Source organism: Anaeromicrobium sp. (assembly GCF_025210435.1).
Taxonomy (GTDB): domain Bacteria; phylum Bacillota; class Clostridia; order Peptostreptococcales; family Thermotaleaceae; genus Anaeromicrobium.
In genome coordinates this window covers 1-24912 of record NZ_JAOART010000048.1, presented here as the reverse complement: position 1 = coordinate 24912, position 24912 = coordinate 1, and the positions used below count along the sequence as shown (strand labels likewise).

17 protein-coding genes and 1 riboswitch are annotated in these 24912 nt (G+C 32.0%); all 17 genes read right to left on the bottom strand.

The annotated features are described in order from the left end of the window. Nucleotides 1-799, bottom strand: a 799-nt coding sequence (locus N4A57_RS05985; RefSeq protein WP_330671464.1) for a hypothetical protein, incomplete at its 3' end; no start/stop codon positions are given. A gap of 557 nt (nucleotides 800-1356) precedes the next feature. Further along, nucleotides 1357-1827: a Cys-tRNA(Pro) deacylase gene (gene ybaK, locus N4A57_RS05980; protein WP_293656824.1), complete on the bottom strand. Its 471-nt coding sequence runs from the start codon at nucleotides 1825-1827 to the stop codon at nucleotides 1357-1359. Nucleotides 1828-2206: 379 nt separating this feature from the next. Continuing rightward, complete coding sequence (locus N4A57_RS05975; RefSeq protein ID WP_293656823.1) at nucleotides 2207-2818, bottom strand: TetR/AcrR family transcriptional regulator; 612 nt, start codon at nucleotides 2816-2818, stop codon at nucleotides 2207-2209. A 23-nt stretch (nucleotides 2819-2841) separates the two neighbouring features. Beyond that, on the bottom strand, nucleotides 2842-3654 hold the full coding sequence (locus N4A57_RS05970) for a class I SAM-dependent methyltransferase (protein ID WP_293656822.1): 813 nt from the start codon (nucleotides 3652-3654) through the stop codon (nucleotides 2842-2844). A 1-nt stretch (nucleotide 3655) separates the two neighbouring features. Beyond that, a complete protein-coding gene (locus tag N4A57_RS05965) occupies nucleotides 3656-6721 on the bottom strand; it encodes an efflux RND transporter permease subunit (RefSeq protein WP_293656820.1) in 3066 nt (1021 codons plus the stop codon). 32 nt (nucleotides 6722-6753) lie between these two features. Further along, the gene (locus N4A57_RS05960) at nucleotides 6754-7860 is read right to left on the bottom strand and encodes an efflux RND transporter periplasmic adaptor subunit (protein WP_293656819.1); all 1107 of its coding nucleotides are present in this window, start codon (nucleotides 7858-7860) and stop codon (nucleotides 6754-6756) included. Between the two features lie 127 nt (nucleotides 7861-7987). After that, entirely contained in the window at nucleotides 7988-9433 is a 1446-nt protein-coding gene (locus N4A57_RS05955) for an NAD(P)/FAD-dependent oxidoreductase (protein ID WP_293656817.1), read from the bottom strand. Nucleotides 9434-9776: 343 nt separating this feature from the next. Continuing rightward, entirely contained in the window at nucleotides 9777-11300 is a 1524-nt protein-coding gene (purH, locus tag N4A57_RS05950) for a bifunctional phosphoribosylaminoimidazolecarboxamide formyltransferase/IMP cyclohydrolase (RefSeq protein WP_293656825.1), read from the bottom strand. Further along, a complete protein-coding gene (purN, locus tag N4A57_RS05945; RefSeq protein ID WP_293656816.1) occupies nucleotides 11297-11875 on the bottom strand; it encodes a phosphoribosylglycinamide formyltransferase in 579 nt (192 codons plus the stop codon). The genes purH and purN overlap by 4 nt, the downstream gene beginning before the upstream one ends. After that, complete coding sequence (gene purM / locus N4A57_RS05940; protein ID WP_293656815.1) at nucleotides 11869-12882, bottom strand: phosphoribosylformylglycinamidine cyclo-ligase; 1014 nt, start codon at nucleotides 12880-12882, stop codon at nucleotides 11869-11871. Before purM ends, purN begins: the two co-directional genes overlap by 7 nt. Before the next feature lie 10 nt (nucleotides 12883-12892). Beyond that, nucleotides 12893-14263, bottom strand: coding sequence for an amidophosphoribosyltransferase (gene purF, locus N4A57_RS05935; RefSeq protein WP_293656813.1), 1371 nt, complete (start codon nucleotides 14261-14263; stop codon nucleotides 12893-12895). 34 nt (nucleotides 14264-14297) lie between these two features. Continuing rightward, the gene (gene purC, locus N4A57_RS05930) at nucleotides 14298-14999 is read right to left on the bottom strand and encodes a phosphoribosylaminoimidazolesuccinocarboxamide synthase (protein ID WP_293656812.1); all 702 of its coding nucleotides are present in this window, start codon (nucleotides 14997-14999) and stop codon (nucleotides 14298-14300) included. A gap of 1 nt (nucleotide 15000) precedes the next feature. Beyond that, on the bottom strand, nucleotides 15001-15483 hold the full coding sequence (gene purE, locus N4A57_RS05925; RefSeq protein WP_293656810.1) for a 5-(carboxyamino)imidazole ribonucleotide mutase: 483 nt from the start codon (nucleotides 15481-15483) through the stop codon (nucleotides 15001-15003). A 147-nt stretch (nucleotides 15484-15630) separates the two neighbouring features. Beyond that, on the bottom strand, nucleotides 15631-16956 hold the full coding sequence (locus tag N4A57_RS05920) for an NCS2 family permease (RefSeq protein ID WP_293656808.1): 1326 nt from the start codon (nucleotides 16954-16956) through the stop codon (nucleotides 15631-15633). Between the two features lie 149 nt (nucleotides 16957-17105). Next, nucleotides 17106-17207, bottom strand: a riboswitch (purine riboswitch). A 166-nt stretch (nucleotides 17208-17373) separates the two neighbouring features. Continuing rightward, nucleotides 17374-19878, bottom strand: coding sequence for an ABC transporter substrate-binding protein (locus tag N4A57_RS05915; protein WP_293656807.1), 2505 nt, complete (start codon nucleotides 19876-19878; stop codon nucleotides 17374-17376). 308 nt (nucleotides 19879-20186) lie between these two features. After that, nucleotides 20187-20648, bottom strand: a complete 462-nt coding sequence (locus N4A57_RS05910) for a hypothetical protein (protein WP_293656806.1) — start codon at nucleotides 20646-20648, stop codon at nucleotides 20187-20189. Between the two features lie 130 nt (nucleotides 20649-20778). Further along, a complete protein-coding gene (locus N4A57_RS05905; RefSeq protein ID WP_293656804.1) occupies nucleotides 20779-24498 on the bottom strand; it encodes a phosphoribosylformylglycinamidine synthase in 3720 nt (1239 codons plus the stop codon). Between the last annotated feature and the right edge of the window lie 414 nt (nucleotides 24499-24912).

Here is a 24912-nt window from a genome sequence, read left to right as displayed (position 1 = left end):
TTATTTCACTTTTTCCATCTTGTTTCCCTACTAATCCTCCTACATAATTATTACCCTTTACATCTATATTCTCTATTACTATATTCTTTAACTTTCCTCCTGATACACGTCCAAATAGTCCTATATAGTCACTTCCACTTTTATTTATGACTAAATTCTTTATCTTATGTCCTTGTCCGTCTACACTCCCTGTAAATGGAGCTCCGTTTCCTCCTATTACATCCCATTCTTCTCCTTGTATATCTATATCTGCTACTATTTTGTAGTAGGCACTTAATTCATTCTTTATATTATTTAATTGCTCCTTCGTCCTTATTAGATATGGATTTTCTTCTGTTCCATCTCCTGTATTTAATTCTATTATGACAGTAACTTCATCACTCCATGGCCCAGTAGTATCTTCTTTTATTGCCCTTACTCTGTATGAATGTTTTACTCCAACTTTTGCTTTTTCATGTATATAGGTAGTTTTATCTCCATTGTTTATAACTTTCCCGTCTACTTCAATTTCATAACTAGTGACCCCACTAACTTTTCCCCAGTTTATTGTTATATTATCATCATTAATTTCTTTCACAAGATTTTCTACTTTTTCCACCGTTATTATCGACGCTATTTCTTCATATACTGCTCCTGTAATAGTTGTGCTCTCTTTTTCTTCCTGGTAAACTGAATTACTTACAGTTACTTCATTTCTACCTTTTAGTTTGTCAGTTGCCTCTGCAAACCCATTTACAAGTAACACATTTGATAACATTAAAAAGCATAACAGAACGGACATTATTCTTTTAAATTTCATTAAAATACCTCCTCAACTATTTTTATTTCTCCATGATTAAATTAATAATCATAGAATATTTTTTGCAACTCCCTTTCAACTAAATATTAATATTCCCCTTTAAATATCACTCCTTCATTTTTTCTATTTCTCTTTCTTCCTCCAATGTCAAAACAGAAAAATATTTGTGTTAAAATGTTACTATTTTGTATTATTTTGTATATTTTGTCAATTATTACAATAATATCATGTGAAATTTATATTTTTCAAGCACATTTACTAATAGTGATTTTTTTAGGTCTATAGCACTATTAAGTTTTGTGTTTTTTTGACGAAACATGTCAGTCATCATTTCATATGGTTTATCAAGCGTGTTTATTATCCATAAAAAAGGTAGAAAAAAGAGCACTTCCAATATAAAATATTTGATATGTAGCCACACAAATATTTTATATTGGAAGTGCTCATCATGAAAAAGAATAACACTATTTGATAGGTTATACTTAATTACGTAAAATATGTAATTCAGTTAAATTTAGCATAGATTTCAATATGCCTTAACTATACGTCCTTTACATTTATTCAATAATATTAGCTACAGTGCCATTTACTACTTTAATCAAATCTTTAGGATCTAAATATAATTGCTGCCCCCTTATTCCTGCACTTACATATATTTTCCTAAATTCTAAAGCACTTTCGTGTATAAAAGTAGCATATGCCTTTTTCATTCCAATGGGAGATACTCCACCTCGTATGTACCCAGTTATCTTTTGTACATCCTTAAGTGGAATCATTTCTACTTTCTTATTTCCACTAACCTTTGCAAGGGATTTAAAATTTACATTTTTATCTCCTGGAATACATGCTACCAATATGCCATTCTTATTATTTTTTAAAACTAAAGTCTTAAATATCTTCTCTATATTCTTCCCTGTATCATTGGCTACATGAATGGCACTTAAATCATTTTCATCTACCTCATATGTTTTAATATCATATTCCACCTTATGCCTATCTAATATTCTAGCAGCATTAGTTTTTTTCATAGCTCTACCCCTTTACGAATAAGTTTATAACTATATTATATCAATCTACTTTTAAATTTCTATAATTTACTGGAAAGTAAAAAAACACTCAATAGAGTGTTTTTACGGGAAGAGGTGGTTATATTGTTATATTGAATAAAAATAGACTTTTGACAAAACTTTGTCAAACTATAGTTAAAATTATAACAAATTTACAGTATTTTAAAATAGGTCTATAGTCCTATTTCCATTTATGTATTCACTAATACATACATAATACCTTTAATTTCTGACCCATTCCATAATAAAGTTCCTTTATTATCCATTTATCACTTTACTTGCTTAATATATTTATTCCAACTTTGTTTAATTTATATCATTTTACCTTTTTATTAATTTTTTATTTTTCTACAATTAACTCTTTAAATACATCTTCAAGAATTTTATGAAGATATTCTTTGTTATTTTCAAAAACAGTTTTATCCTTAAAAAGAGTATTTGCAAAAATTAACCCACTAATTATTCTACTAATAAACGCTTTTTCATCCTTATACTTTTTCAAATCAAAAAATGGATGTTCCTTTCCCATTGCCATACCTATTTCCCTATAAAAATCCCTTTCTAATTCCATGTGTATATGTTCAAGCTCAGGTTCATAAATTATTTCATATGCAAACATGAGATATAGGTTCATTTCTGGTAACTGGGCTGTTATTTTTTCTACGGCTGCTTCTGCTAATAATTTACATAATTCATCTTTATTCCTTACTGAATCTATACCTCTTTTAATTACCCTTTCTTTGCTAATATTATTGCCATCCTTCATTATGGCTACTAGTATTTCCTTTGTACTACCAAAATAATTATATACCCCACCCTTTGAAAGACTTGTATTCTCTATTACATCTTCCATTGTAGTATTTCTATACCCTTTTTTTAGAAATAATTCCAATGCACCTTTTTTTATTTCTTCGACTCTTTCTTCCCTAGTTTTTCTTTGAAACTTAGCCATCTTTCTTCCTCCAAGTGTATAGTTTAGTTTATTTTAATTTCTATTATTTTTGCCATCCTTTTGAATCTTGGAATTATGGAAAAAAACCTCAACCCCTTCCATCGTTTTCCTCCAATATCCATATGATACCATTCTCCTGTGAACTTAAGTCTATGATCAAATATTTCAACCTCTTTTCCTGACTTAAATCCAGAAAGGAACTCAGATTTTGTCTTTAGCTTTTTTACAGACTCATGCCTCTTTGCATTTCCCACAGCCAAAGGGTCCATTGCTTCAAAAATTATATGGGAGTTTGTGAAATTATCTGCTAATTTTTTGAATAATTCTTTTAATTGTTCCATACTAAAATACATAAATATTCCCTCTGCAATAAAAAGAACATTTTCCCTCTTATCTATTAAATCTATCCACTGGTAATCAAATAGTGATTTTTCTATAAATTTATGTTGATCTGTTTCATTTATAAATTTTTTTCTAATACTAATTCCCTCTGCCAAATCTATATCATACCAATTAGCATCCTTAATATCGATTCTCGTAGGTCGTGTATCTAAACCTGCCCCCATATTAATTATAGTTCCTTTAGGATTCTTTTTAATATATTCCCTAGTCAAATCATCTAATATTTTAGTTCTTCCTGCGATTGCCACTTGGGTTTTGTAAAATTCATCATAGCTACCAAAGATGGAAAAGTCATAGTCAATCTTTTCTATCATCTCTAAAGCTTTAAAATCCTTTATTATACTATCATCTCTCTTTGTCTCCTGTGCCTTTGCCCATAATGGTATAAGCATTGTTTCAGGAACCCCTATTAATTTTACCTCATGTTTTTCCATATTAATTCACTCCTTTTATATATTTAATATTTGTACTTTTCTTAACTTTTCTCATAATAAAGTTCTTAATATCATCTAATATTGTATAAACTACTGGAACAATAATGAGAGTAAGTATGGTGGATGTAATCATTCCTCCCATTATGGCATGGGCCATTGGTGCTCTAGCTTCTGCTCCTGGCCCTAATCCTAAGCCTAGGGGAATCATACCACATATGGTTGATAAGGAAGTCATCATTATAGGTCTAAATCTTGTATTTCCAGCCCTCATTATGGCCTCAGTTCTCTCCATGTTAGCTTCCCTTTCTTGCTTAATATAGTCAATGAGCAATATGGCATTCTTAGTAACCAATCCCATAAGCATTATTATACCCACCATAGACATCATGCTTAAATCACTGTCTAAAACAAATAGACCAAGTATTGTTCCTATTATTGCCAAAGGCAATGATAGCATTATGGCAAAAGGATCTATGAAACTTTCAAATTGAGCTGCCAATATGAAAAATATAAACAAGATGGCTGTAATTAATGCTTTAATCATATTTCTAAAGGTCTCCTCCATCATTTCAGCGTCACCCTTTGCTTTAATTGAATAACCTTGTGGAATTTCTATTTCCTTTTCTAATCTGTCAAAAAATATTTTATTAAATTCTCCTATTGAAATTCCATCTACATTTGCTGATACAAAAACTTCTTTCTTTCTATCAAATCTTCTAAGTTCATTTGATGTGGTATCAAATACAATATTAGTAACTTGATCTAATGAAACTAATTCTTTATTTCTCCTACTATATAGATATATATTTTCTAAATCTCTCATATTTTTTCTCTCTTCATCATGAAGCATTAACTTTACATCATATCTCTCTTCACCTGTTGAATATTTGCTAACTACTTTTCCACTAAATAGGGTATGCATGGTATCTGCAATCTGAGCTGTACATATACCAAGATCATTAGCTTTTTTGTGATCAATTTTTATGTTTACCTGTGGACTTCCAGGCTTATAGCTACTAGATACATCTACGGCACCTTCAATTGAGTTTATAAGCTTTACTGTCTTTTCTCCTAAACTTTCAATTACTTTAGGATCTTCTCCTAAAACATAGATCTGAATCTTCTTATCCGTATCAAATGCTTTTATATTAAAAGCACTTTGAATACCAGGTATGTCTTTAAATTTATTTCTAAGTTGTGCAATTACTTGTTCTATAGTAAGCTCTCTACGGTTTTTATCATTTAGTTTCACAAATATATCTATTTTATCCGATTTTATAGTTGCATATGTTTTCATAATATATGGGCAATCATTTAATATTTCCTCTATTTCCATGGTCTTTTTCTTAGCTCCGTCCATATTAAGGCCCGAATCTAATTCAACCGCTATCATAACTTCTCCTATATCAGCAGTAGTTATAAAACTTGACCCTAGAAGGGGTATGATCATAAGACTTCCCACAAACATTAATACAGCTATGATCATGGTAACTATTCTGTGCTTTAATGATATTCTTAAAACGCTTAAATAAACCTTTATGAGCTTATCGAAGTTATTGTTAAAGCCATCTAATAATCTATATACCATATTTCTATTCTTTCTTAGGTTCTCTATTTTCAAAAGTCTTGAAGAAAGCATAGGGGTAAGTGTAAATGCAACTAACGTAGACACTAAAACACTAAAGGCTACGGTTATGCCAAATTGTTGGAAAAACCTTCCTATAATTCCATCCATGAGTCCAACGGGCAAGAAAGCTACTACAATTGAAAGGGTTGTGGCAATAACGGCAAAGCCTATTTCTTCCATGGATTCTTTTGCCGCTTCCATGGGTTTTTTCCCCATGCTCATATGTCTTGATATATTTTCTATGACAACTATAGTATCATCTATTAACATTCCTACTGAAAGGGAAAGGGCCATAAGGGACATGGTATTTAATGAAAATTTTAATATTTTCATTATAAAAAAAGTTGTTATTATTGAAGTTGGAAGGGTTATGGCACTAATTAGTGTACTCCTCCAATCTTTTAAGAATATGAATATGACAAATGTGGCCAAAATACTTCCTATAAAAATAGTTTGAACAACATCTTCTACGGAATTTCTAATATTTATTGAATTATCCATTATAACTTCTATCTTTACATTTTCAGGTAAATCCTTTTGTATTTTCCCTATTGTTTTCTTTATCTTATCTGCTATTTCCACAGTATTTGTCTTTGCCTGTTTTATTATATCTATACCAATTGATTTATTGCCATTATAGGTTGATAAACTATCTTCTTCCTTTATTCCATCCACTACTATGGCAACATCCTTTACATAAATTAGTACTCCATCCTTTTTCCCTACTACTAAATTGTAAAAGTCCCATATATTTTTCACATTTCCCTCTGTACGTAAAAATATCTGGTTATGGTCCATTGTGAGCTTTCCCACTGGCACATCCATATTTTCACCCTTTAAGCTATTTACAATTTCTTCTGTAGTAAGTCCATATTCAGCCATTTTTTCCTTATTTACCTTTATCTGAATTTCTCTTTCTGCCCTACCATATATATTTACTGCTCCCACACCATCTATTGATGTTAATTTTTCCTTTATTTTATGGTCTACTATATGGGTAAGATTTTTCATTGTTTCATTTCCTGTTACAGCTATGGTCATGATAGGTGCAGCACTTGGATCAAATCTTTCAATAATTGGTTCTTCTATATCAGCAGGTAACTGGGCCCTTACGGAGCTTATTTTATCCCTAATATCTTGAGCTGCAACAGGGGCAGAAGTTTCCAGTGTAAATTCTGCCCAAATAACAGAAACCCCTTCTCGGACAATTGTATAAATATGTTTAACCCCAGCCACTTGCGCCACTGCTTCTTCCACTTTTTGAGAAATATTATTTTCAATCTGCTCAGCAGATGCACCTGGCTGTACAATGGTTATGGATACATAAGGAAACTCCATTTCTGGATACTCATTTACACTCAAGTCAAAATAGCTAAGCACTCCAAGGGTTACTAATCCTAGGATTAAGACAATTGCAAAAACTGGTCTTTTTATGCTCACATTGGATATATACATAATCTATGCTCCTTTCCCTATTTATTTAAAAGTAACTTTACCAATTCTCCATCTTTTAGTTGATTTAAATTTGTACCTGCAACCACTTGGCCCTTTTGTAATCCTGATTTTATAACTACATTATCATTTATAATTTTTCCTATTTCTACGGATACTCGTTTAGCTTTATTCCCATCTATAACATATGTATAATATTCTCCTTCTCTCCCAAGTAATGATTTAACTGGTATGTATACCATTCTATCTTCATTTCCCGTCTTAATATGGCAACTAGCAAACATACCTGGCTTTAAAAGAAAGTCTTCATTTTTAATAAGTATTTTAGTTCTAAAAGTACGATTGGACTCTTTTGCTATGGTTCCTATTTCCTTTATAGATCCTTTAAATTTTTTATCCTCATAAGAGTCTATCTCTATTTTTACTTCTTGATTTAATTTTACTTTTGATAAATTGGACTGTTTAATATTTACAATCATGTATACAGAAGAAATATCTCTTATTTCCATTAACTCCATTCCTGGTGATAAAACTTGACCTATTGAAACATCTTTCCTTGTAATAACTCCATTCATAGGGGAAAAAACTGATGTATTACCTAGAGTATCTTTAGCAATCTCAACTCCAGTTTCAGCACTGGTTAAATCGGCCTTTGCCAATAAGTATAGTGTATTTACATTATCATATTCACTTTTAGATACTACCCCCTGATCATATAATCTTTTTACTCTCTCATAATTTATCTTTGTTGAATGAAAATTAGCTGTTGCTTTTTCTAATGTGGCTTTAGCTAATTTCATATTATTTTCATAATCTTCACTTTCTAAGGTCAAAAGTAGCTGACGCCTTTTAACCGAATCTCCATCCTTTCCTTTTATCAAATTAACCTTTCCAGCTATTTTACTGCTTACAAAGGCCTTTTCTTTTTCTTCTATGGTTCCTGTAAGGTGAATTATTTCCTCCACTTCCATTTCCTTAACTCTTTGCCCTTGAATATTCATGACAATGGGCAAAGACCCCTTAGGGCTTTCAGCTTTTCCTACAAATAGACCATCTTTTTTTGAATATGCCCCAATACCAATAATGCCTATTATCAGGAGTATTATGACTTTCTTTTTTATTTTCAAAATTCTCCTCCCCTTTCTTAGCAATCGACGTCATCGTCAATTAATTCTATCATAATTGATAATGATTATCAATATTTTCTATAAAGAATAAAGGAAGGTGAGAATATGAACATATCCTCACCTTCCTTTATTCTTTATAGAAATTCCTTTTAACTCTTTTCCCTAAAATTGACGAACCAGGTCCCCTTTCAGTTACAAATTCCTCTGGCATATTATTTTCTCTAGCTATTATTTTTCTTACTCTCTTTCCACAAAATGCTCCTTGGCATTTTCCCATACCAGCCCTTGTTCTTCTCTTTATTCCATCTATGGAAGTAACTTTTATTCCCCTATTTAACCCATCTACTATTTCACCCTCTGTAACTTGTTCACATCTACATATGATTTTTTCTGGACAAGATTCTATATTTATTAATTTATTTACTTCCTCTTTACTTAATTTCTTATTCTTAATGATACTTTCCCTATATGGATTAAAATCATGTCTTAGATTTAAATCTAATCCTCCATCCTTTAAAATTTCAATTACTTTAAGGGCAATGGCTGGGGATGAAGTAAGGCCTGGTGAATCAATTCCAGCCACATTTATGAAACCTGCCACTCTACTTTCTTCTATTATGAAATCCTTAGTACTACTTGTGGCCCTGATACCTGAAAAGGAAGTTATAACCTTTTTCATGTCAAATTCCTCTATGGACTTTTTAGCCCTATGAACTATATAATCTAGGACCTCCTTATTTGTACTTACGTCCTCTTTATCACTAATTTCTTCTGCATTAGGACCTATCATTAGATTGCCATGATAAGTACTCGTTACTAATACTCCCTTTCCCTTTTTAGTTGGCACTTGGAATATTACCCTATTTACAAGTTCTCCATATCCCTTTTCAAATAAAACATATTGCCCCTTTCTAGGGATAATACTAAAATCATGTAATCCAACCATATTAGCTATTTTGTCACTATATACTCCAGCTCCGTTGATTACATATTTGGCTTCAACACACCCCTTATTAGTTATTATCTTAAAATGATCATCTTCTATTAATATATTTTTCACTTCATTTTGTAACCTAAGTTCCACTCCATTTTGGACGGCATTTTCTGCAAGGGCAATAACCATCTCATAGGGTGATGTGATTCCCGTATGCTCACATAAAAGAGCACATGTTACCTTAGTGCTTATATTAGGCTCTATCTTCCTCACTTCTTCTTTCTCAATGATTTTTAGGCCTCCAACACCGTTTTTAATTCCATTTTCAATGAGACCTTCTAGTATAACTCTATCTTCCTCTGAAAAACCTAGAACTAGGGAACCCGTTTGTCTATATCCAAAATTTAACTCTTCATTTAATTTCTTATACATGCCATTTCCCTTATAGGAAAGTTCTCCCTTTAAAGTTCCATGTTTAGCCGTATATCCTCCATGGACGATACCACTATTTGCCTTAGATGCTCCATTACTTACATCATCACTTTTTTCTAATAACAACACCCTTTTATCATACTTAGATAACTCCCTAGCTATGGAACATCCTACTACTCCGGCTCCAATTATACATACATCATACATTTTAATTCCACCTTTTTACTATGACTTGTTACTTTTAACATACCCATCCTTATAAGAATAAATCAAAGAAAGATTAGGCATATGAATATAGATTTATCAACACTAAGCTTTCTTTATACAGTAACTTGCCTATAAGGGAAAATGTATTGAAAATTTTTGGAACCCTGGAACGTCACAACATCCTATGCTACTCCAACATGAGTCATGAACCTATCTACGAAGATTCACACTTTCGCTTGTGACAAGGACTTGGGTGGAAAAAATTTTCAATACATTTTCCTGAAATAGGCTCACATAAAGCAAGTTTATGCATACGAAATCTATAACCCTTAGCCTAATATTTTTAATGCTTAAAATGTCTTATTCCCGTAAGTACCATACTCATACCATATTTATCAGCCATTTTAACAGAATCATCATCCCTCATAGATCCCCCCGGTTGAACAATGGCACATATACCCTTTTCTCCTGCCAATTTTACACAGTCATCAAAGGGAAAAAATGCATCCGACGCAATTACACTTCCCCTCAAATCCACATTACTTCTAGATAGGGCATTTTCCATGGCCCAAATCCTACTTACTTGGCCATTTCCAATTCCTATAGTTTGCTTATCCTTTACAACTACAATTCCATTAGAAGTAATATGCTTTACTACCTTTAGGGCAAATTCTAGATCTTCCATTTCATTTTTATTTGGAATTCTCTCTGTTACTACTTTTAAATTATCCTTATCCCATAACTCTTCGTTAGAATCTTGAACTAATATTCCACCACTAATTCTTTTAGTAGTCCAATTTTTTATCTTTTCTTTCATTTCCATCTTTATAATTCTAATATTCTTTTTACTTTTTAATATTTTTAAGGCTTCTTCTTCGTAGTCTGGTGCTATTACTATTTCTATGAATATTTTATTTAACTCGGTGGCTAAATCTTCTCCTACACTTCTATTTAGACATACTATTCCTCCAAATACGGATACAGGGTCAGCTTCATAGGCCTTCATATAAGCATCCTTTATATCATATCCAGTGGCAACTCCACAGGGATTAGCGTGTTTTACATTTACTGCTGTAGGTTCACTAAACTCACTCATTAATTGGATGGCTCCATTAGCATCATTTATGTTATTGAATGATAATTTCTTACCGTGTAATTGTTCTCCCTTTAATATACTCATATTTTCATCAAGTACATCTCCATATACAAAGGCCCTTTGATGGGGATTTTCTCCATATCTTAATTGGTCTACCCTTTCAAAGGTTTGAGTATAGGTATCTAATAAATCCTTATTAGCTCTCTTTCTTAAATACCCACTAATTAAAGCATCATAATGGGCTGTATGACTAAATGCCTTTAGGGCTAAGTCATATCTTAAATCAAAATTCACTTCATTAGCCTCTATAGATTGAGCAACCTTTTCATAATCCTTTGGATCACATACAACCATCACATCTTTAAAATTTTTAGCTCCTGCCCTTATCATAGTAGGACCACCTATATCTATATTTTCTATGGCCTCATCTAGGTCATTTGTTCTTAATATGGTTTCTTTAAAGGGGTATAGATTTACAACTACCATGTCTATTGGAACTATGTTGTGTTCCTTTAACTCATTTAAATGACTTTCATTTCTCTTAGCTAAAATTCCTCCATGAATTTTAGGATGCAGGGTCTTTACTCTTCCTTCAAGTATTTCACCATGATCAGTCACATGAGATACCTTTAATAGATCTATTCCCTCATCTTTTAATAATTTATAAGTCCCTCCTGTTGATATGATCTCTATTCCTAATTTTTCAAGTCTTTTTGCAAATTCTACTATTCCCTTTTTATCAGATACACTAATTAAAGCTCTCAAAATTATTCCCCCTCGCAAAATTCCTTTATTACGTCCACTAATATTTCGTGTTCTATCTTAAGTACCCTATTTTTAACAGTTTCCACCGTGTCATCTTCATATACATTACATACCTTTTGTCTTATGATAGGCCCCGTATCTATACCCTCATCCACAAAGTGCACTGTGGCACCTGTGGTCTTTTCTTTATTTTCTATGACAGCTTTATGAACCTTCTCTCCATAAAAACCACGGCCACAATATTTAGGAATGAGAGATGGATGAATATTTATTATTTTCTTCCCATATAATTTTATTATTTTTTCATCTAAAATACTTAAAAATCCTGCCAAAACTATTAAATCTATCTTATATTCATCTAATAGTTTAATTATTTTATCCCTATTATAGTCCATGCTCATGGTTTTTTCTATTACATGGGTATCTATCTTATGTTTTTTTCCTCTTTCAATGCCCTTAGCATTTTTATTATCTGATAATATGAACCTTATCTCAGCAGGTACATTAGTCTCATGAATATTATCTATAATAGCTTGTAAATTAGAACCAGAACCAGATATGAATAGGGCCATATTTAGCATATGTGCACCCCATCTATTCCTTTAACCACTTGTCCAATTACATAAGATTCTAATTCATTAACTATTTTTTCACTATCTTCCTTATTTACTACTAAAATCATACCTATGCCCATATTAAAGGTGGAATACATTTCTTTTTCACTTATATTTCCCACTCTCATAATTAAGTTAAATATGGAAGGCCTACTCCAGAAGTCTTTATTTATTCTTACCCCTAAACCCTTAGGAATTATCCTAGGAATATTTTCATAAAATCCTCCACCCGTTACGTGGCATACCCCCTTAATATCATACTTAGGAAATAATTTGGCACACTCCTTAGCATATATTCTTGTGGGCTTTAATAACTCATCTCCCAGGGTAGTTCCTAATTCATCCATATAATCATTTAAATCATAATTATTATCTTTAAAAAATACTTTTCTAACTAGTGAGTATCCATTACTATGGATACCACTAGATGGAATTCCTATTAGGATATCTCCATCCTTTATATGCTCTCCCGTTATGATCTTATCCTTATCCACAACCCCTACTGTAAAACCTGCCAAATCATACTCTTCATTCTGATAGAAATCTGGCATTTCTGCCGTTTCTCCACCTATTAAAGATGCTCCTGCTTCTACACAGCCTGTGCATATTCCCTCTACAATCTTTTCTACCTTAGGTGCCTTTAAGTTTCCCGTTCCTATATAATCTAAGAAATATAAGGGCTTTGCCCCTTGGCAAAGAATATCATTTACACACATTGCCACACAATCTATACCAATTGTGTCATGCTTATCCATCATAAAAGCTATTTTTAATTTAGTTCCAACTCCATCCGTACCAGATACTAATACGGGTTTTTTTATACCTTCTAAATCTAATTCAAACAATCCACTAAATCCACCAATTCCCCTTAGTACATTTTTAGACAAGGTTTTATCTATATGCTTTTTCATCATATTAACGGCCCTTTGGCCTTCAAGTACATCCACACCTGCATCCTTATAAGTATTTTTCATAAAATACCTCCTAGTTTCCTATTTCCATTGGGTAATTCCCATTAAAACATGCCGTACATAAATTTAGATTTGAATCACCACATGCTTCCTTTAAACCATCTATACTTAAATAGGCCAGAGAATCTGCTCCTATTATTTTTCTTATATTATCCACAGAATTATTTGCTCCAATAAGTCTACTTTCATCTGGCGTATCTATGCCAAAAAAACAAGAATGTTTCACACTCGGAGAACTTATTCTTATGTGAACTTCCCGTGCTCCTGATTTCTTTAATAGGGCCACTATATTTTTCATAGTAGTTCCCCTAACAATAGAGTCATCTACTAATATTATTCGCTTTCCCTCTATGATCTTTTTTAGAGGATTTAACTTAAGCTGAACCTTCATATCTCTTCTCTCTTGGGTAGGCTCTATAAATGTTCTTCCCACATACCTATTTTTTATTAATCCCTCAGCAAAGGGGATATTAGACTCCTGAGAGTATCCCATGGCTGCTATTCTTCCTGAATCAGGCACATCTACTACTAAATCAGCCTCTACACTACATTCCCTTGCAAGTATTTTACCTGCATTTAATCTACTCATATATACACTTTGATTATCTATTTCTGAATCTGGCCTTGCAAAATAAACAAATTCAAAGGAACATAGGGCCGATTTTTCATCTGTAAAATTATAGCTTTCAATTTCATTCCCTTTTATGATTACAATTTCTCCTGGATTAATATTTCTAACTATATCTGCTCCTAAAACATTTAAAGCACAACTTTCTGATCCTAATATATATCCATTTTCATTTTTACCAAGAACTAAAGGTCTAAGGCCATGGGGATCCCTTACACCTATTAATTTATCCTCACAAGTTATAACTAGAGCATAAGCTCCTTTAATCTTCTCCATTGTTCTTCTTATACCTTCTACTATATTATCCTTTGTATACTTATTTATTAAAATTCCTATTAGCTCACTATCTATGGTAGTTTTAAATAAACAACCTTCTTTTTCTAATTCATCCCTAATTTCCTTCGTATTGATCAAATTACCATTGTGAGCTAACCCTAGTGTTTTATCCTTATAATCAATACTAAGGGGTTGGGCATTATTAATTAAGCTCTCCCCAGTAGTAGAGTATCTAACATGACCTATACCTATCTTACCACATAGATCTTTAAGTATCTTTTCTTTAAATATATCCTGTACTAATCCCATTTCCTTATAATATTTTATGGAACAATTTTTATTCATTAATATGCCAGCACTCTCCTGACCCCTATGCTGAATAGCATTTAGTCCATAATATATATTTTGAGATGTAATCTTTTCATCATCACTATATATACCTATAACTCCACACTCTTCCTTTAATTTATCTAAAATCATAACCTTCACCCCCATGGATTAAAAATCCTATTACCTATTCCATTCTACTTAATACTTCTTTGTACGCCTCTTCTATATTTCCTAAATCTCTTCTAAATCTATCCTTATCCATTTTCTCATTAGTATTAACATCCCAAAGTCTGCACGTATCAGGAGATATTTCATCAGCTAAAACTATTTCTCCCTTATGAATTCCAAATTCTAATTTAAAATCTATTAAATTTAAACTTCTCTCTTTGAAAAAAACTATTAATATTTCATTTATCTTTTTAGTATAGGCCTTAATAATATGAACCTCTTCTTCTGATGCTAATTTTAATGCTTGTATATGATCTTCATTTATAATAGGATCATTTAATTCATCACACTTGTAACAAAATTCTAAAACAGGTTTTTCTAGTATAGTTCCCTCTTCTATTCCTAATCTCTTTGACATGGAACCTGCTGCCACATTTCTAACTATAACTTCTAAGGGAACTATTTCCACTGATTTTACTAAGGATTCCCTATCTGATAATAATTTTTCAAAATGAGTTGGTATACCCTGTTTCTTCAAAATATTAAATATAACTGCTGATACCTTGTTGTTAATTATGCCCTTTTGTGAAATTTCACCCTTTTTTCCCCCATTAAAGGCTGTTGCATCATCCTTATAATAAATAATATATTTATCCTCATCATCTGTTTTAAATACTTGTTTTGCCTTTCCTTCATATAACATATCTAATTTTTCCATATTAAAATCCCCCTAAGCTTTCATCATCTTCTATTACCCTTCGTCTCATTTCTCCTCTGTAATTTTCCAAATCTTTAGATAACTCTTCATATTTTAAACTCATAATTTCTAAGGCTAAAAGGGCTGCATTTTCAGCTCCGTTAATTGCTACTGTAGCAACGGGAATTCCCTTTGGCATTTGTACTATGGATAAAAGTGAATCCATTCCATCTAGTGTGGATGATTTTATAGGTAATCCTATTACAGGTAGTGTTGTATATGATGCTATTACTCCTGGTAAATGGGCTGCCTTTCCTGCTGCACCTATTATTAAATCATAACCATTTGCCCTTGCACTTTTAGTAAACTCTGATGCCACATTTGGAGTCCTGTGGGCTGATATTACCCTAGTAGTAACCTCCACATTAAAATCCTTTAGTAAATCTTCGCATTTTTTTACCACTTCATAATCAGTCTTACTTCCCATTACAATTGCAACCTTCATTTTAGCCTCTCCTCCATTTTAATTTTAGAAAACAAAAAGACAGTTAGCCAATTTAAATAAATTTATCTCTTAAAAGTATCTTCTTAATTTGAGCATAAAATTATTCATTAAATTACACGGGCTAACTGTCCTGAGATTATTCTTCCTTTAGAACATATATTTAGCTATGAACATTAGAGCAACCACATACATCATAGGATGTATTTCCTTATGTTTCTTAGCTACTAACTTTAGTACTACAAAGGAGATGATTCCAAAGGCAATTCCTTCTGAGATACTATAAGAAAGTGGCATAAGAATAATTGTTAAGAAAGCTGGTATAGCTTCTGTAAAGTCATCAAAATTTATTTTAGTAACGGGACTCATCATGAAAAGTCCTACTAATATTAGTATTGTTGCTGTAGCTTGGGCTGGCACTGCTAATAAAATTGGAGAAAATACTAATGATATTAAGAAAAGTATTCCTGTAGTTAAAGCAGTAAGTCCTGTTCTTCCTCCTTCTGCTACCCCTGATGCACTTTCCACAAAAGTAGTAACTGTACTAGTTCCAAGGATAGCTCCTACTGTAGTTCCTATTGCATCTGCAAATAATGCTTCCTTTGCCTTAGGTAACTTTCCATTTTCATCAATCATATTGGCCTTAGTAGATACACCTACTAATGTTCCTATAGTATCAAATAAATCCACAAATAAGAATGTGAATACTACTGCAAACATTTCAAAGGATAATACTTGATCCATAGATACAAACTTAAAGAAAATCGGCTCAATTGTTGGTGGTACACTTACTAGGGTCTCTGGCATAATAGTCTTTCCTATGAATGCTCCTCCTACAGTTATTAAAACCATCCCCATTAATAGGGCTCCTCGTACATTTTTTATCAATAAATATCCAGTGATTAAAATTCCACCTACTGCTAATAATACTCCTGGATCCTTTAAACTTCCAAGACTAACTAATGTGGCTGGATTATCTACTATAATACCTGCATTTTGAAATCCTATAAATGCTACGAAAAGTCCAATCCCTACACTTACTGCATTTTTAACTGCCATAGGCATACCATTTACTATGGCCTCACGTACATTAGTTAAAGTTAAAATAATAAATATAATACCCTCTATTAATACTGCTGTTAAAGCAAACTGCCAACTATATCCCATTCCTATAACTACACTAAGGGCAAAGAAAGCGTTAAGACCCATGCCTGGTGCCAATGCAAAGGGTAAATTAGCTAGAAATGCCATTACTATAGTGGCAAATGCTGCTGATAAAGCTGTAGCCGTAAATAATGCTCCCCTATCCATTCCTGTTGCACTTAATATGGCTGGATTAACTATAAGTATATATGCCATAGTCATAAAACTTGTAATTCCTGCAATAATTTCAGTTTTTACATTTGTGTTGTTTTCAGATAGTTTAAATATACTATCTAACATTCCTTTTTTTGATGTTTCTTTTGTAAGTTCCATCATAAACCTCCCACTAACCTAAGATATGAAATAAGATAAAATTAAAGTCCCTATAGAAAATCTTCACTATCAGTGAAATATTCTCCATAGGGACTACCCATATGTCATTCATGGTAAAACATGAATTATCCTCAGAATAAAAAATATAATTCTAAGTCTATTCCACTCATAGTCAAATCATTTACGGTGATTTAGTAGAAACGCCTAGACCTTATTACTAAGCTTATATGAGACTTTATTTAATTTTTTCAATTCCTAATACACCTTTATGATAACAAAGGTAACCCTAATAGTCAATAGTTTTTTCGAATATTTCAGTAGTTTTCCTTTGTTATAGTTGGTTTTGACACGAACTTTCAACAAGTATCCCATTCCGAATATTCGTTTTCAGATTTATTAACATCTTAATTCATGCCTCTATGCCATTTCACCAACAGGTCTATGATTTTTTTCTATTATTATGTCTTCATATTTTACAACTCCAAGAGGATTAATCCTCACACCAATTACACCATCCCTTGAAATATATCCGACTTGTGGGTGATATAAAAATATCCATGGAGTATCACTTACTATTATGTTTTGTATCTTTTTATACATTTCTATTCTCTTTTTAGGGTTTATAATTTCCCTAGCCTTGTTCATCATTTCTGTAACCTGTGGGTTATTATATCCAGTAAGCTCATTAATATTAGAAGGATTAAACATTGGCTGGATGAAATTATCCATATCTCCCGTGTCTGAAATCCATCTACTTAAAAATAAGTGGCACCTACTTATGATTTCAGGCTCATGATACATATCTGGACTTGCTTTTTCTATAATACATTCAATACCAACTTCTTTTAGGTCATTTATAATGAATTCTGCTATTTTATTAAATATAGTATCCTTACTTTCATCTCTAACTAATATTTTAAGTTTAGTATTTCTTACCTGAGGACCCTTTTTATTTAAAATTTCCTTTGCCCGTCTAGGATTATGTCCAAACCCTCCTAAATATCCATTATTAATCATATTTGGTGGCAGAGGTCCCTTAGCCTCTTCTCCAAGTCCACCTAATATTTCTTCAATGATTTTCTTTTTATTAATGGCAAGATTTAAAGCTTCTTTAATTTCACTATCTTTCACAAAAACAGAATTTGATTTCAAATTAAATCCTCCATAATAGGTTCCCATAATGCTCTTATATTTTATATTTGAAATATTGGCATTAGATAATTGTTCCGTTTGTTCTTTATTATCTATGGTAATAAAATCACACTCTTCATTGATAAAACTATTCACTGCCTTTGAGCCATCATAGTTTACAATAATTTTATCCACATATGGAGTACCCCCAAGATAATCTTTAAATGCCCTTAATATGGCCCTATCCTCTTCTATTCTTTCTATCATATAGGGTCCACACCCAGTAATCTTTTTCTTCTCCATGTCCTCTTTACATAATATAGCACAAACATATTGACCTAAATTAAGTAAGAATCCACTATAGGGTCCCTTCAATTTAATAGAAATTCTATATTTATCAATTATCTTTATTCCTATAACATCCTTTGCCCTTCCCTCAGAATATTCCACTGCACCTTCAACTTGCTCTAAAAACCATGTATTTGGAGATTTTAAGGATGGACTTAGTAGTCTTTCATAGGAATACTTTATATCCTCAGAAGTTATTTCTTTACCATTGTGAAATTTAGTACCCTTTCTCAAGTTAAATACCCATGTTAAATTATCTTCCTCCACATACCAGCTCTTAGCAACCCCTGAAGTAATTTCCCCCGTAGAGCTAATCAATAATAATCCACAGTGTACATTACATAAAATTTGAGTACCTTGTACATCATAGGCTAATTGGGGATCATATTCTAGTGGATGTGCACTTAAATAGGTCTTAAGAACTGATTCTTTTTTCTCTGTTTCTTCAATTTTTTCTAAAAGCTTATTAGATATACTCAGAAGGTCCTTTGAAACATTTGATAAAATCTCTAATGAAGTCTTTGTATATTGGCTATTTAGTGATGCACTTTCTACCATGGCCATAACCGTTTCTGATTTTTTATTCATTTCTTCTGTGGAGCATATGACATTCTCAAGACTTTCAGTTTGCTTTGATACGGCCATATTAATTTCTTCTGCCACACTTGTAGTAGTTTTCACAGCACTTATAATATTATTAAATACTTCCTTTGTGTTATTTGCAATTTCGTTACCCTCTAATACCCTATCCATGCTCTTATCCATGGCATGGATAGTCTCATGAATACTCTCATTTATTTCATCAATAGTATTTGAAATCTCCTCTGCCGATTGGGAACTTCTTTGGGCTAATTTCTTAACCTCTTGAGCAACTACTGCAAATCCTCTTCCAGCTTCTCCAGCCCTTGCTGCTTCAATAGATGCATTTAATGATAATAAATTTGTATGATTTGCTATATCCTTTATGATTGTAAGCATGTCATTTATTTGGTCTGATTTTAAACTTAAATCATTTACAACTTTTTTTGCATTTTCCACTGATACCTCAATTTGACCCATAGCTTTAATAGAATCATCTACTGCCCTGTTACCTTTTTGAGCTATACCCATAGTTTCTTCTGCTATGACTTTTGAATTTTCTGTACTTGAAAAAACCTCTTCTGCCAGAGCTGTATAATTACTAATTTCACTTACAACCTTTTCTATTGACTCCATTTGTTCTCCCACATCATTAGAAATATTATGGGTAAGTTCTATTAAATTTTCAGTAGCAAAGGCTGTATCTTCGATTTTTCCATTTATTCTATTTACTATGGACCTTTGATTATTTTTTAAAAGTCCCATTTCATCATTATTTTTATGACTATATATAACTTCATGGGCCACCATGTTCTCTATATTTTTAATAGATGACCCCTTCTTACTTCTTTTCCATTTGAACATGAAAATCTCCTCATTTCATAAACTCATCATTGTGATTCCATAATCATTCTTCTATTTTTGTAATTTTTTTCCTCGAACTCCATAAATTATACTATATTTTTTAAAAAAGTTCATCTCCCTTATCTGACCCTTACATATATTATCCACCCAATACTAAGGACTATATTTATTAGGGTATCTAAAATAATTTTTCCTTTAGTTTTATATTTAAATTTCTTATCTATATTGTAATCTTTCTCTAATATTTCCTTTATTTCCTTAATAATCTCATCTAGCTTATGAATTTCCTCGTGTTTACTTATTTCTATTCAAGTACATTCAGATTCTCCCTCTATGGCTATTTTTGACTTTGTCCCTTTTACTATAATGTCTTTTTCATCATATTCTATTTTTTCTTCTAATTGGTAATTATATTTTTCAAAGACTTTATATACTATATCCTCTATTAATCCTTTATCCCTATGATTGATAACTATTATTTTATAAAAGAAGGATTTATATATATCACAAAAGGTAGGTATTGATGCCCAAACCCCTAATAAAATAGGAATAGTTAAAAATTTAAGTATCCATATACTAATATCTCCTAGTATATAAAGAACTACTACTCCATATAGTATTACATATATTCCTGATAAGGGTAGTTTATAAATGAAAGGTGCCTCAAATAAGGTGTCCTCACTTTGCCTCTTATCATTTATTATATTAGCGCTCAATAAACCTATTATATTTCCTAACAGAATTATTCCTATAAATAAATTTTCGTACATTTCTATAGGGCCTCCTTTCATAAACCAAATTATACCATATGAATAGATTTTTTGTAAAAGCTAAAATAGTCCCATATTATATGGGACTATTTTAGCTTATTTATATCTTAATTTATGGGATGGCTATAATTTAAAGAAAATATTCTACTCCATTTTTAAATATATCTTCGTATTGTTTCTCCCCCACATTTATGGCCGTATTATTTCTCATTCTTTCACTATGGGCCATTTTACCAAGGATGCGACCATCTTCACTAGTTATTCCTTCTATGGCATACATGGATCCATTGGGATTATATTCAATATCATAAGTAGGATTATGATCTAAATCCACATATTGAGTTGAAACTTGACCCTTTTGGATTAATTTCTCTATTAATTTCTCACTACCTATGAATCTACCTTCTCCATGGGATATGGCTATATTGTGCGTATCTCCCACCTTAAAGGAACTATACCATGGGGATTTATTAGATACTACTTTAGTTTTTACTATTTTAGACATGTGCCTTCCTATATTATTGTAGGTTAATGTCACATCCTCTTCTCCTATGGTTCTAATTTCTCCATAGGGAAGTAAACCTAATTTTATTAAAGCTTGAAAACCATTACATATGCCTAACATAAGGCCATCTTTATTTTTTAGCATATTCATTAAACTATCACTTATTTTAGGATTTCTAAATACAGTACTTATAAACTTACCTGAACCATCAGGCTCATCTCCTGCACTAAATCCTCCTGGGATCATTATTATTTGTGATTCTTCTATTTTTTTAGCTAATTTATCTATAGATTCCTTTATATGGTCTCCCGTTAAATTATTAAATACAAGGGATTCTACTTGTGCTCCAGCTCTTTTAAATGCATCCATACTCTCATATTCGCAATTTGTTCCTGGGAATACAGGTACTAAAACCCTAGGCTTTGCCACTTTTATTCTAGATTTTCTCTTTTTATCACATACATATTCTATAGGCTTCATTTCACCCTTTGTTTCTTCATCTACAGGAAATACTTTTTTTAGTGGTCTTTCCCACTTTTCAATAAGGGAATCTAAACTTACAAATTCACCATTCACATGTACCATTTTATCTTCTGTAGTTTTTCCTATTATTTTGTAATTATATCCCTTAAACAACTCTTCAACCTTATAATCCTCATCTATTTCTATTAACATGTTTCCATAGTTTACTTGGAATCCATCTTTTAATACATTATCATGAAACTCTATACCTATTTTATTTCCAAAGCACATCTTAAGGGCACTTACTACACTTCCACCATTTTTAACACTGGCCATAGATAGTATTTTCTTTTCTTCATTTAATTCAGATATTTTTTCAAAGTTTTCTTTTAGCTGATCAAAATCTGGAATATTATACTCATTAACATGGGTTCTTAGCTCCACAAGGGTAGAGCCTACTTTTTTCATTTCTGCCGACACAACATTTTCTATATCCATAGTATTTACAGCAAAGGTTATTAAAGTAGGTGACACATGGATTTCATTAAAGGATCCTGACATACTATCCTTTCCACCAATGGACCCTATCCCAAATTCCTTCTGAGCCTTATAAGCTCCAAGTAAAGAACTAAATGGTTTTCCCCAATTCTTAGGGTCACTACCTAGTTTCATGAAATACTCTTGCATACTAAGTCTTACTTTTTTATAATTTCCACCTAGTGCCACAATTCTAGTTAAGGCCTCTATTACAGAATATATTCCTCCATGATATGGACTTTGTCTACATATATTAGGATTATATCCATAGGTCATAATAGATCCAGTACCACATTCACCATCATATACGGGTATTTTAAATGCCATACCTTCTTGAGGTGTTAATTGATATTTCCCTCCTAGAGGCATTAATATACTATTTCCACCTACAGTAGAATCAAACTTTTCTATTAATCCCCTCTTAGAACATACATTTAAATTCTTAAGTTTATTTACTATGGAATCTATAGTTACTGGGTTTTGTACCTTTTGAAAAATCTCTGGTGCTTCAACTACTATATGGGTATTTCCCCTTACTCCATTAGTATCTAAAAATGAACGGGCCATATCTAGAACTACCCTATCCCTATTCATCATTCTTATTCTACCCGTATTAGTTATGTGGGCTACCACTGTAGCTTCCACATTTTCTTTCATACTATAGGAAATAAATTCATCCACATTTTCCTTATCTAGTACTAGGGCCATTCTCTCTTGAGACTCTGATATGGCAAGTTCTAGGGAATTTAATCCCTCATACTTCTTAGGTATCCTATCTAAATATATATCTAAACTATCACTTAACTCTCCTATGGCAACACTTACTCCACCAGCTCCAAAGTCATTACACTTTTTAATTAATCTACTAGCTCTTTCGTTTCTAAAAAGTCTTTGTATCTTTCTCTCCATTGGAGCATTTCCCTTTTGTACTTCTGCTCCACATAACTCTATGGACTCTACATCATGGGCCTTTGATGAACCTGTGGCTCCACCACAACCATCACGACCAGTTCTTCCCCCTACTAAAAGGACCACATCTCCCTCTTTAGGTTCTAGTCTTACTACATTTTCCTTTTTATTAGCTGCAATTACTGCCCCTACTTCCATTCTTTTAGCTAAGAATCCCTCATCATATACTTCATCTACAAATCCAGTAGGTACACCTATTTGATTTCCATATGAACTATATCCATTGGCAGCTTCACTAGTTATTTTTATTTGAGGCAACTTTCCTTCTAAAGTATCCTTTATATCCACTGTAGGGTCACCACTACCAGTAATTCTCATGGCTCCATAAACATAGCTTCTTCCTGATAGGGGGTCCCTTATGGCTCCACCTAAACAAGTGGATGCACCACCAAAGGGTTCTATTTCCGTTGGATGATTGTGAGTCTCATTTTTAAACATTACTAACCACTTTTCTACCCTATCATCCACTTTCACATCTACTTCTATACTTGCTGCATTTATTTCAGAACTTTCCTCTAAGTCATTTAGCATTCCATCATGTCTTAATTCTTTCATATTTATTTGAGCCAAATCCATAAGACTTATTGGCTTTTTATTATTTATTCTATCTCGAGATTGAAGATACTCCTTTAAAGTACCCTCTATTTCTTCTTTATAATGACCTTCATCTATTTGAATTTCTTCTATTTCTGTTAAAAAAGTAGTATGTCTACAATGATCTGACCAATAAGTATCTATAACCTTTAATTCTACTATGGTAGGATTTCTTTTTTCTTCATCTTTAAAATACCTTTGACAAAATAGTAAATCTTCAAACTTCATGGCAAAACCAATTTCATCATAATAGTATTTTAATTTTTCTTCATCCATATGTATAAAATCTTTTACTATAATGTCCTCATCTTCATTTAAAGTATTTTCTTCCATTATGTATGTGTTTAAATCCATTTCCCTAGAATCCACTTCATTGATTAAATGATTCTTTATTTTATTCTTTTCATCTTCCTTTAATTTACCCTTAACTATTATTATTCTTCCCGTGTGTACATTTATATTTTCTTCCTCTATAAGTTTCACACATTGAATGGAAAAATCTTTCCTTTGATCATATTGACCTGGTAAATATTCTATTCCAAATAGAAAATCTTCTTCATCCATAGGAAAACTTTCCTCATATAAACAATCTACAGGTCCTTCTGCAAATATGGTATATTTTGCTTTTTCATAGGTTTCTTCACTTATATTTTCTATAACATATCTATTTAAAACTCGCACATTCTCTACTTTTTCCATATTTAAATTTTCTTTTAAATCCCTATATATACCTTTAGCTCCTACTTGAAATCCCTCTTTCTTTTCCACATAAATCACTTTCATCTCTTCACCCCATTGTTATATAGATTTATGAACACTAAGCTTTCTTTATACAGTAACTTGCCTACAAGGGTATATATATTGAAAGTTTTTGGAATTGTGGAACGTCACAACATCCTATGCTATTTGAACATGAGTCATGAACCTATCTACGAAGATCCACACTCTAGCATGTGACAGGGACTTCAATGGAAAAAATTTTCAATATATTTACCTGAAGTGGGCTCACATAAAGCAAGTTTAGTCTTACGAAATCTATATGATAGATTTCGTAAGACTAAGCTTTCTTTATACAGTAACTTGCCTATAAGGGAAAATATATTGAAAATCTTTGGAACCCTGGAACGTCACAACATCCTATGCTACTCCAACATGACACATGAACCTATATACGAAGATTCACACTTTCGCTTGTGA

Bases quoted from the DNA above. Each gene is read 5' to 3' on its own strand.
- ybaK (WP_293656824.1), bottom strand. From the start codon at position 1,827: ATGAAAAAAACTAATGCTGCTAGAATATTAGATAGGCATAAGGTGGAA.
- N4A57_RS05975 (WP_293656823.1), bottom strand. From the start codon at position 2,818: ATGGCTAAGTTTCAAAGAAAAACTAGGGAAGAAAGAGTCGAAGAAATA.
- N4A57_RS05970 (WP_293656822.1), bottom strand. From the start codon at position 3,654: ATGGAAAAACATGAGGTAAAATTAATAGGGGTTCCTGAAACAATGCTT.
- N4A57_RS05955 (WP_293656817.1), bottom strand. From the start codon at position 9,433: ATGTATGATGTATGTATAATTGGAGCCGGAGTAGTAGGATGTTCCATA.
- purN (WP_293656816.1), bottom strand. From the start codon at position 11,875: ATGCTAAATATGGCCCTATTCATATCTGGTTCTGGTTCTAATTTACAA.
- purM (WP_293656815.1), bottom strand. From the start codon at position 12,882: ATGAAAAATACTTATAAGGATGCAGGTGTGGATGTACTTGAAGGCCAA.
- purF (WP_293656813.1), bottom strand. From the start codon at position 14,263: ATGATTTTAGATAAATTAAAGGAAGAGTGTGGAGTTATAGGTATATAT.
- purC (WP_293656812.1), bottom strand. From the start codon at position 14,999: ATGGAAAAATTAGATATGTTATATGAAGGAAAGGCAAAACAAGTATTT.
- purE (WP_293656810.1), bottom strand. From the start codon at position 15,483: ATGAAGGTTGCAATTGTAATGGGAAGTAAGACTGATTATGAAGTGGTA.
- N4A57_RS05920 (WP_293656808.1), bottom strand. From the start codon at position 16,956: ATGGAACTTACAAAAGAAACATCAAAAAAAGGAATGTTAGATAGTATA.
- N4A57_RS05915 (WP_293656807.1), bottom strand. From the start codon at position 19,878: ATGTTCAAATGGAAAAGAAGTAAGAAGGGGTCATCTATTAAAAATATA.
- N4A57_RS05910 (WP_293656806.1), bottom strand. From the start codon at position 20,648: ATGTACGAAAATTTATTTATAGGAATAATTCTGTTAGGAAATATAATA.
- N4A57_RS05905 (WP_293656804.1), bottom strand. From the start codon at position 24,498: ATGAAAGTGATTTATGTGGAAAAGAAAGAGGGATTTCAAGTAGGAGCT.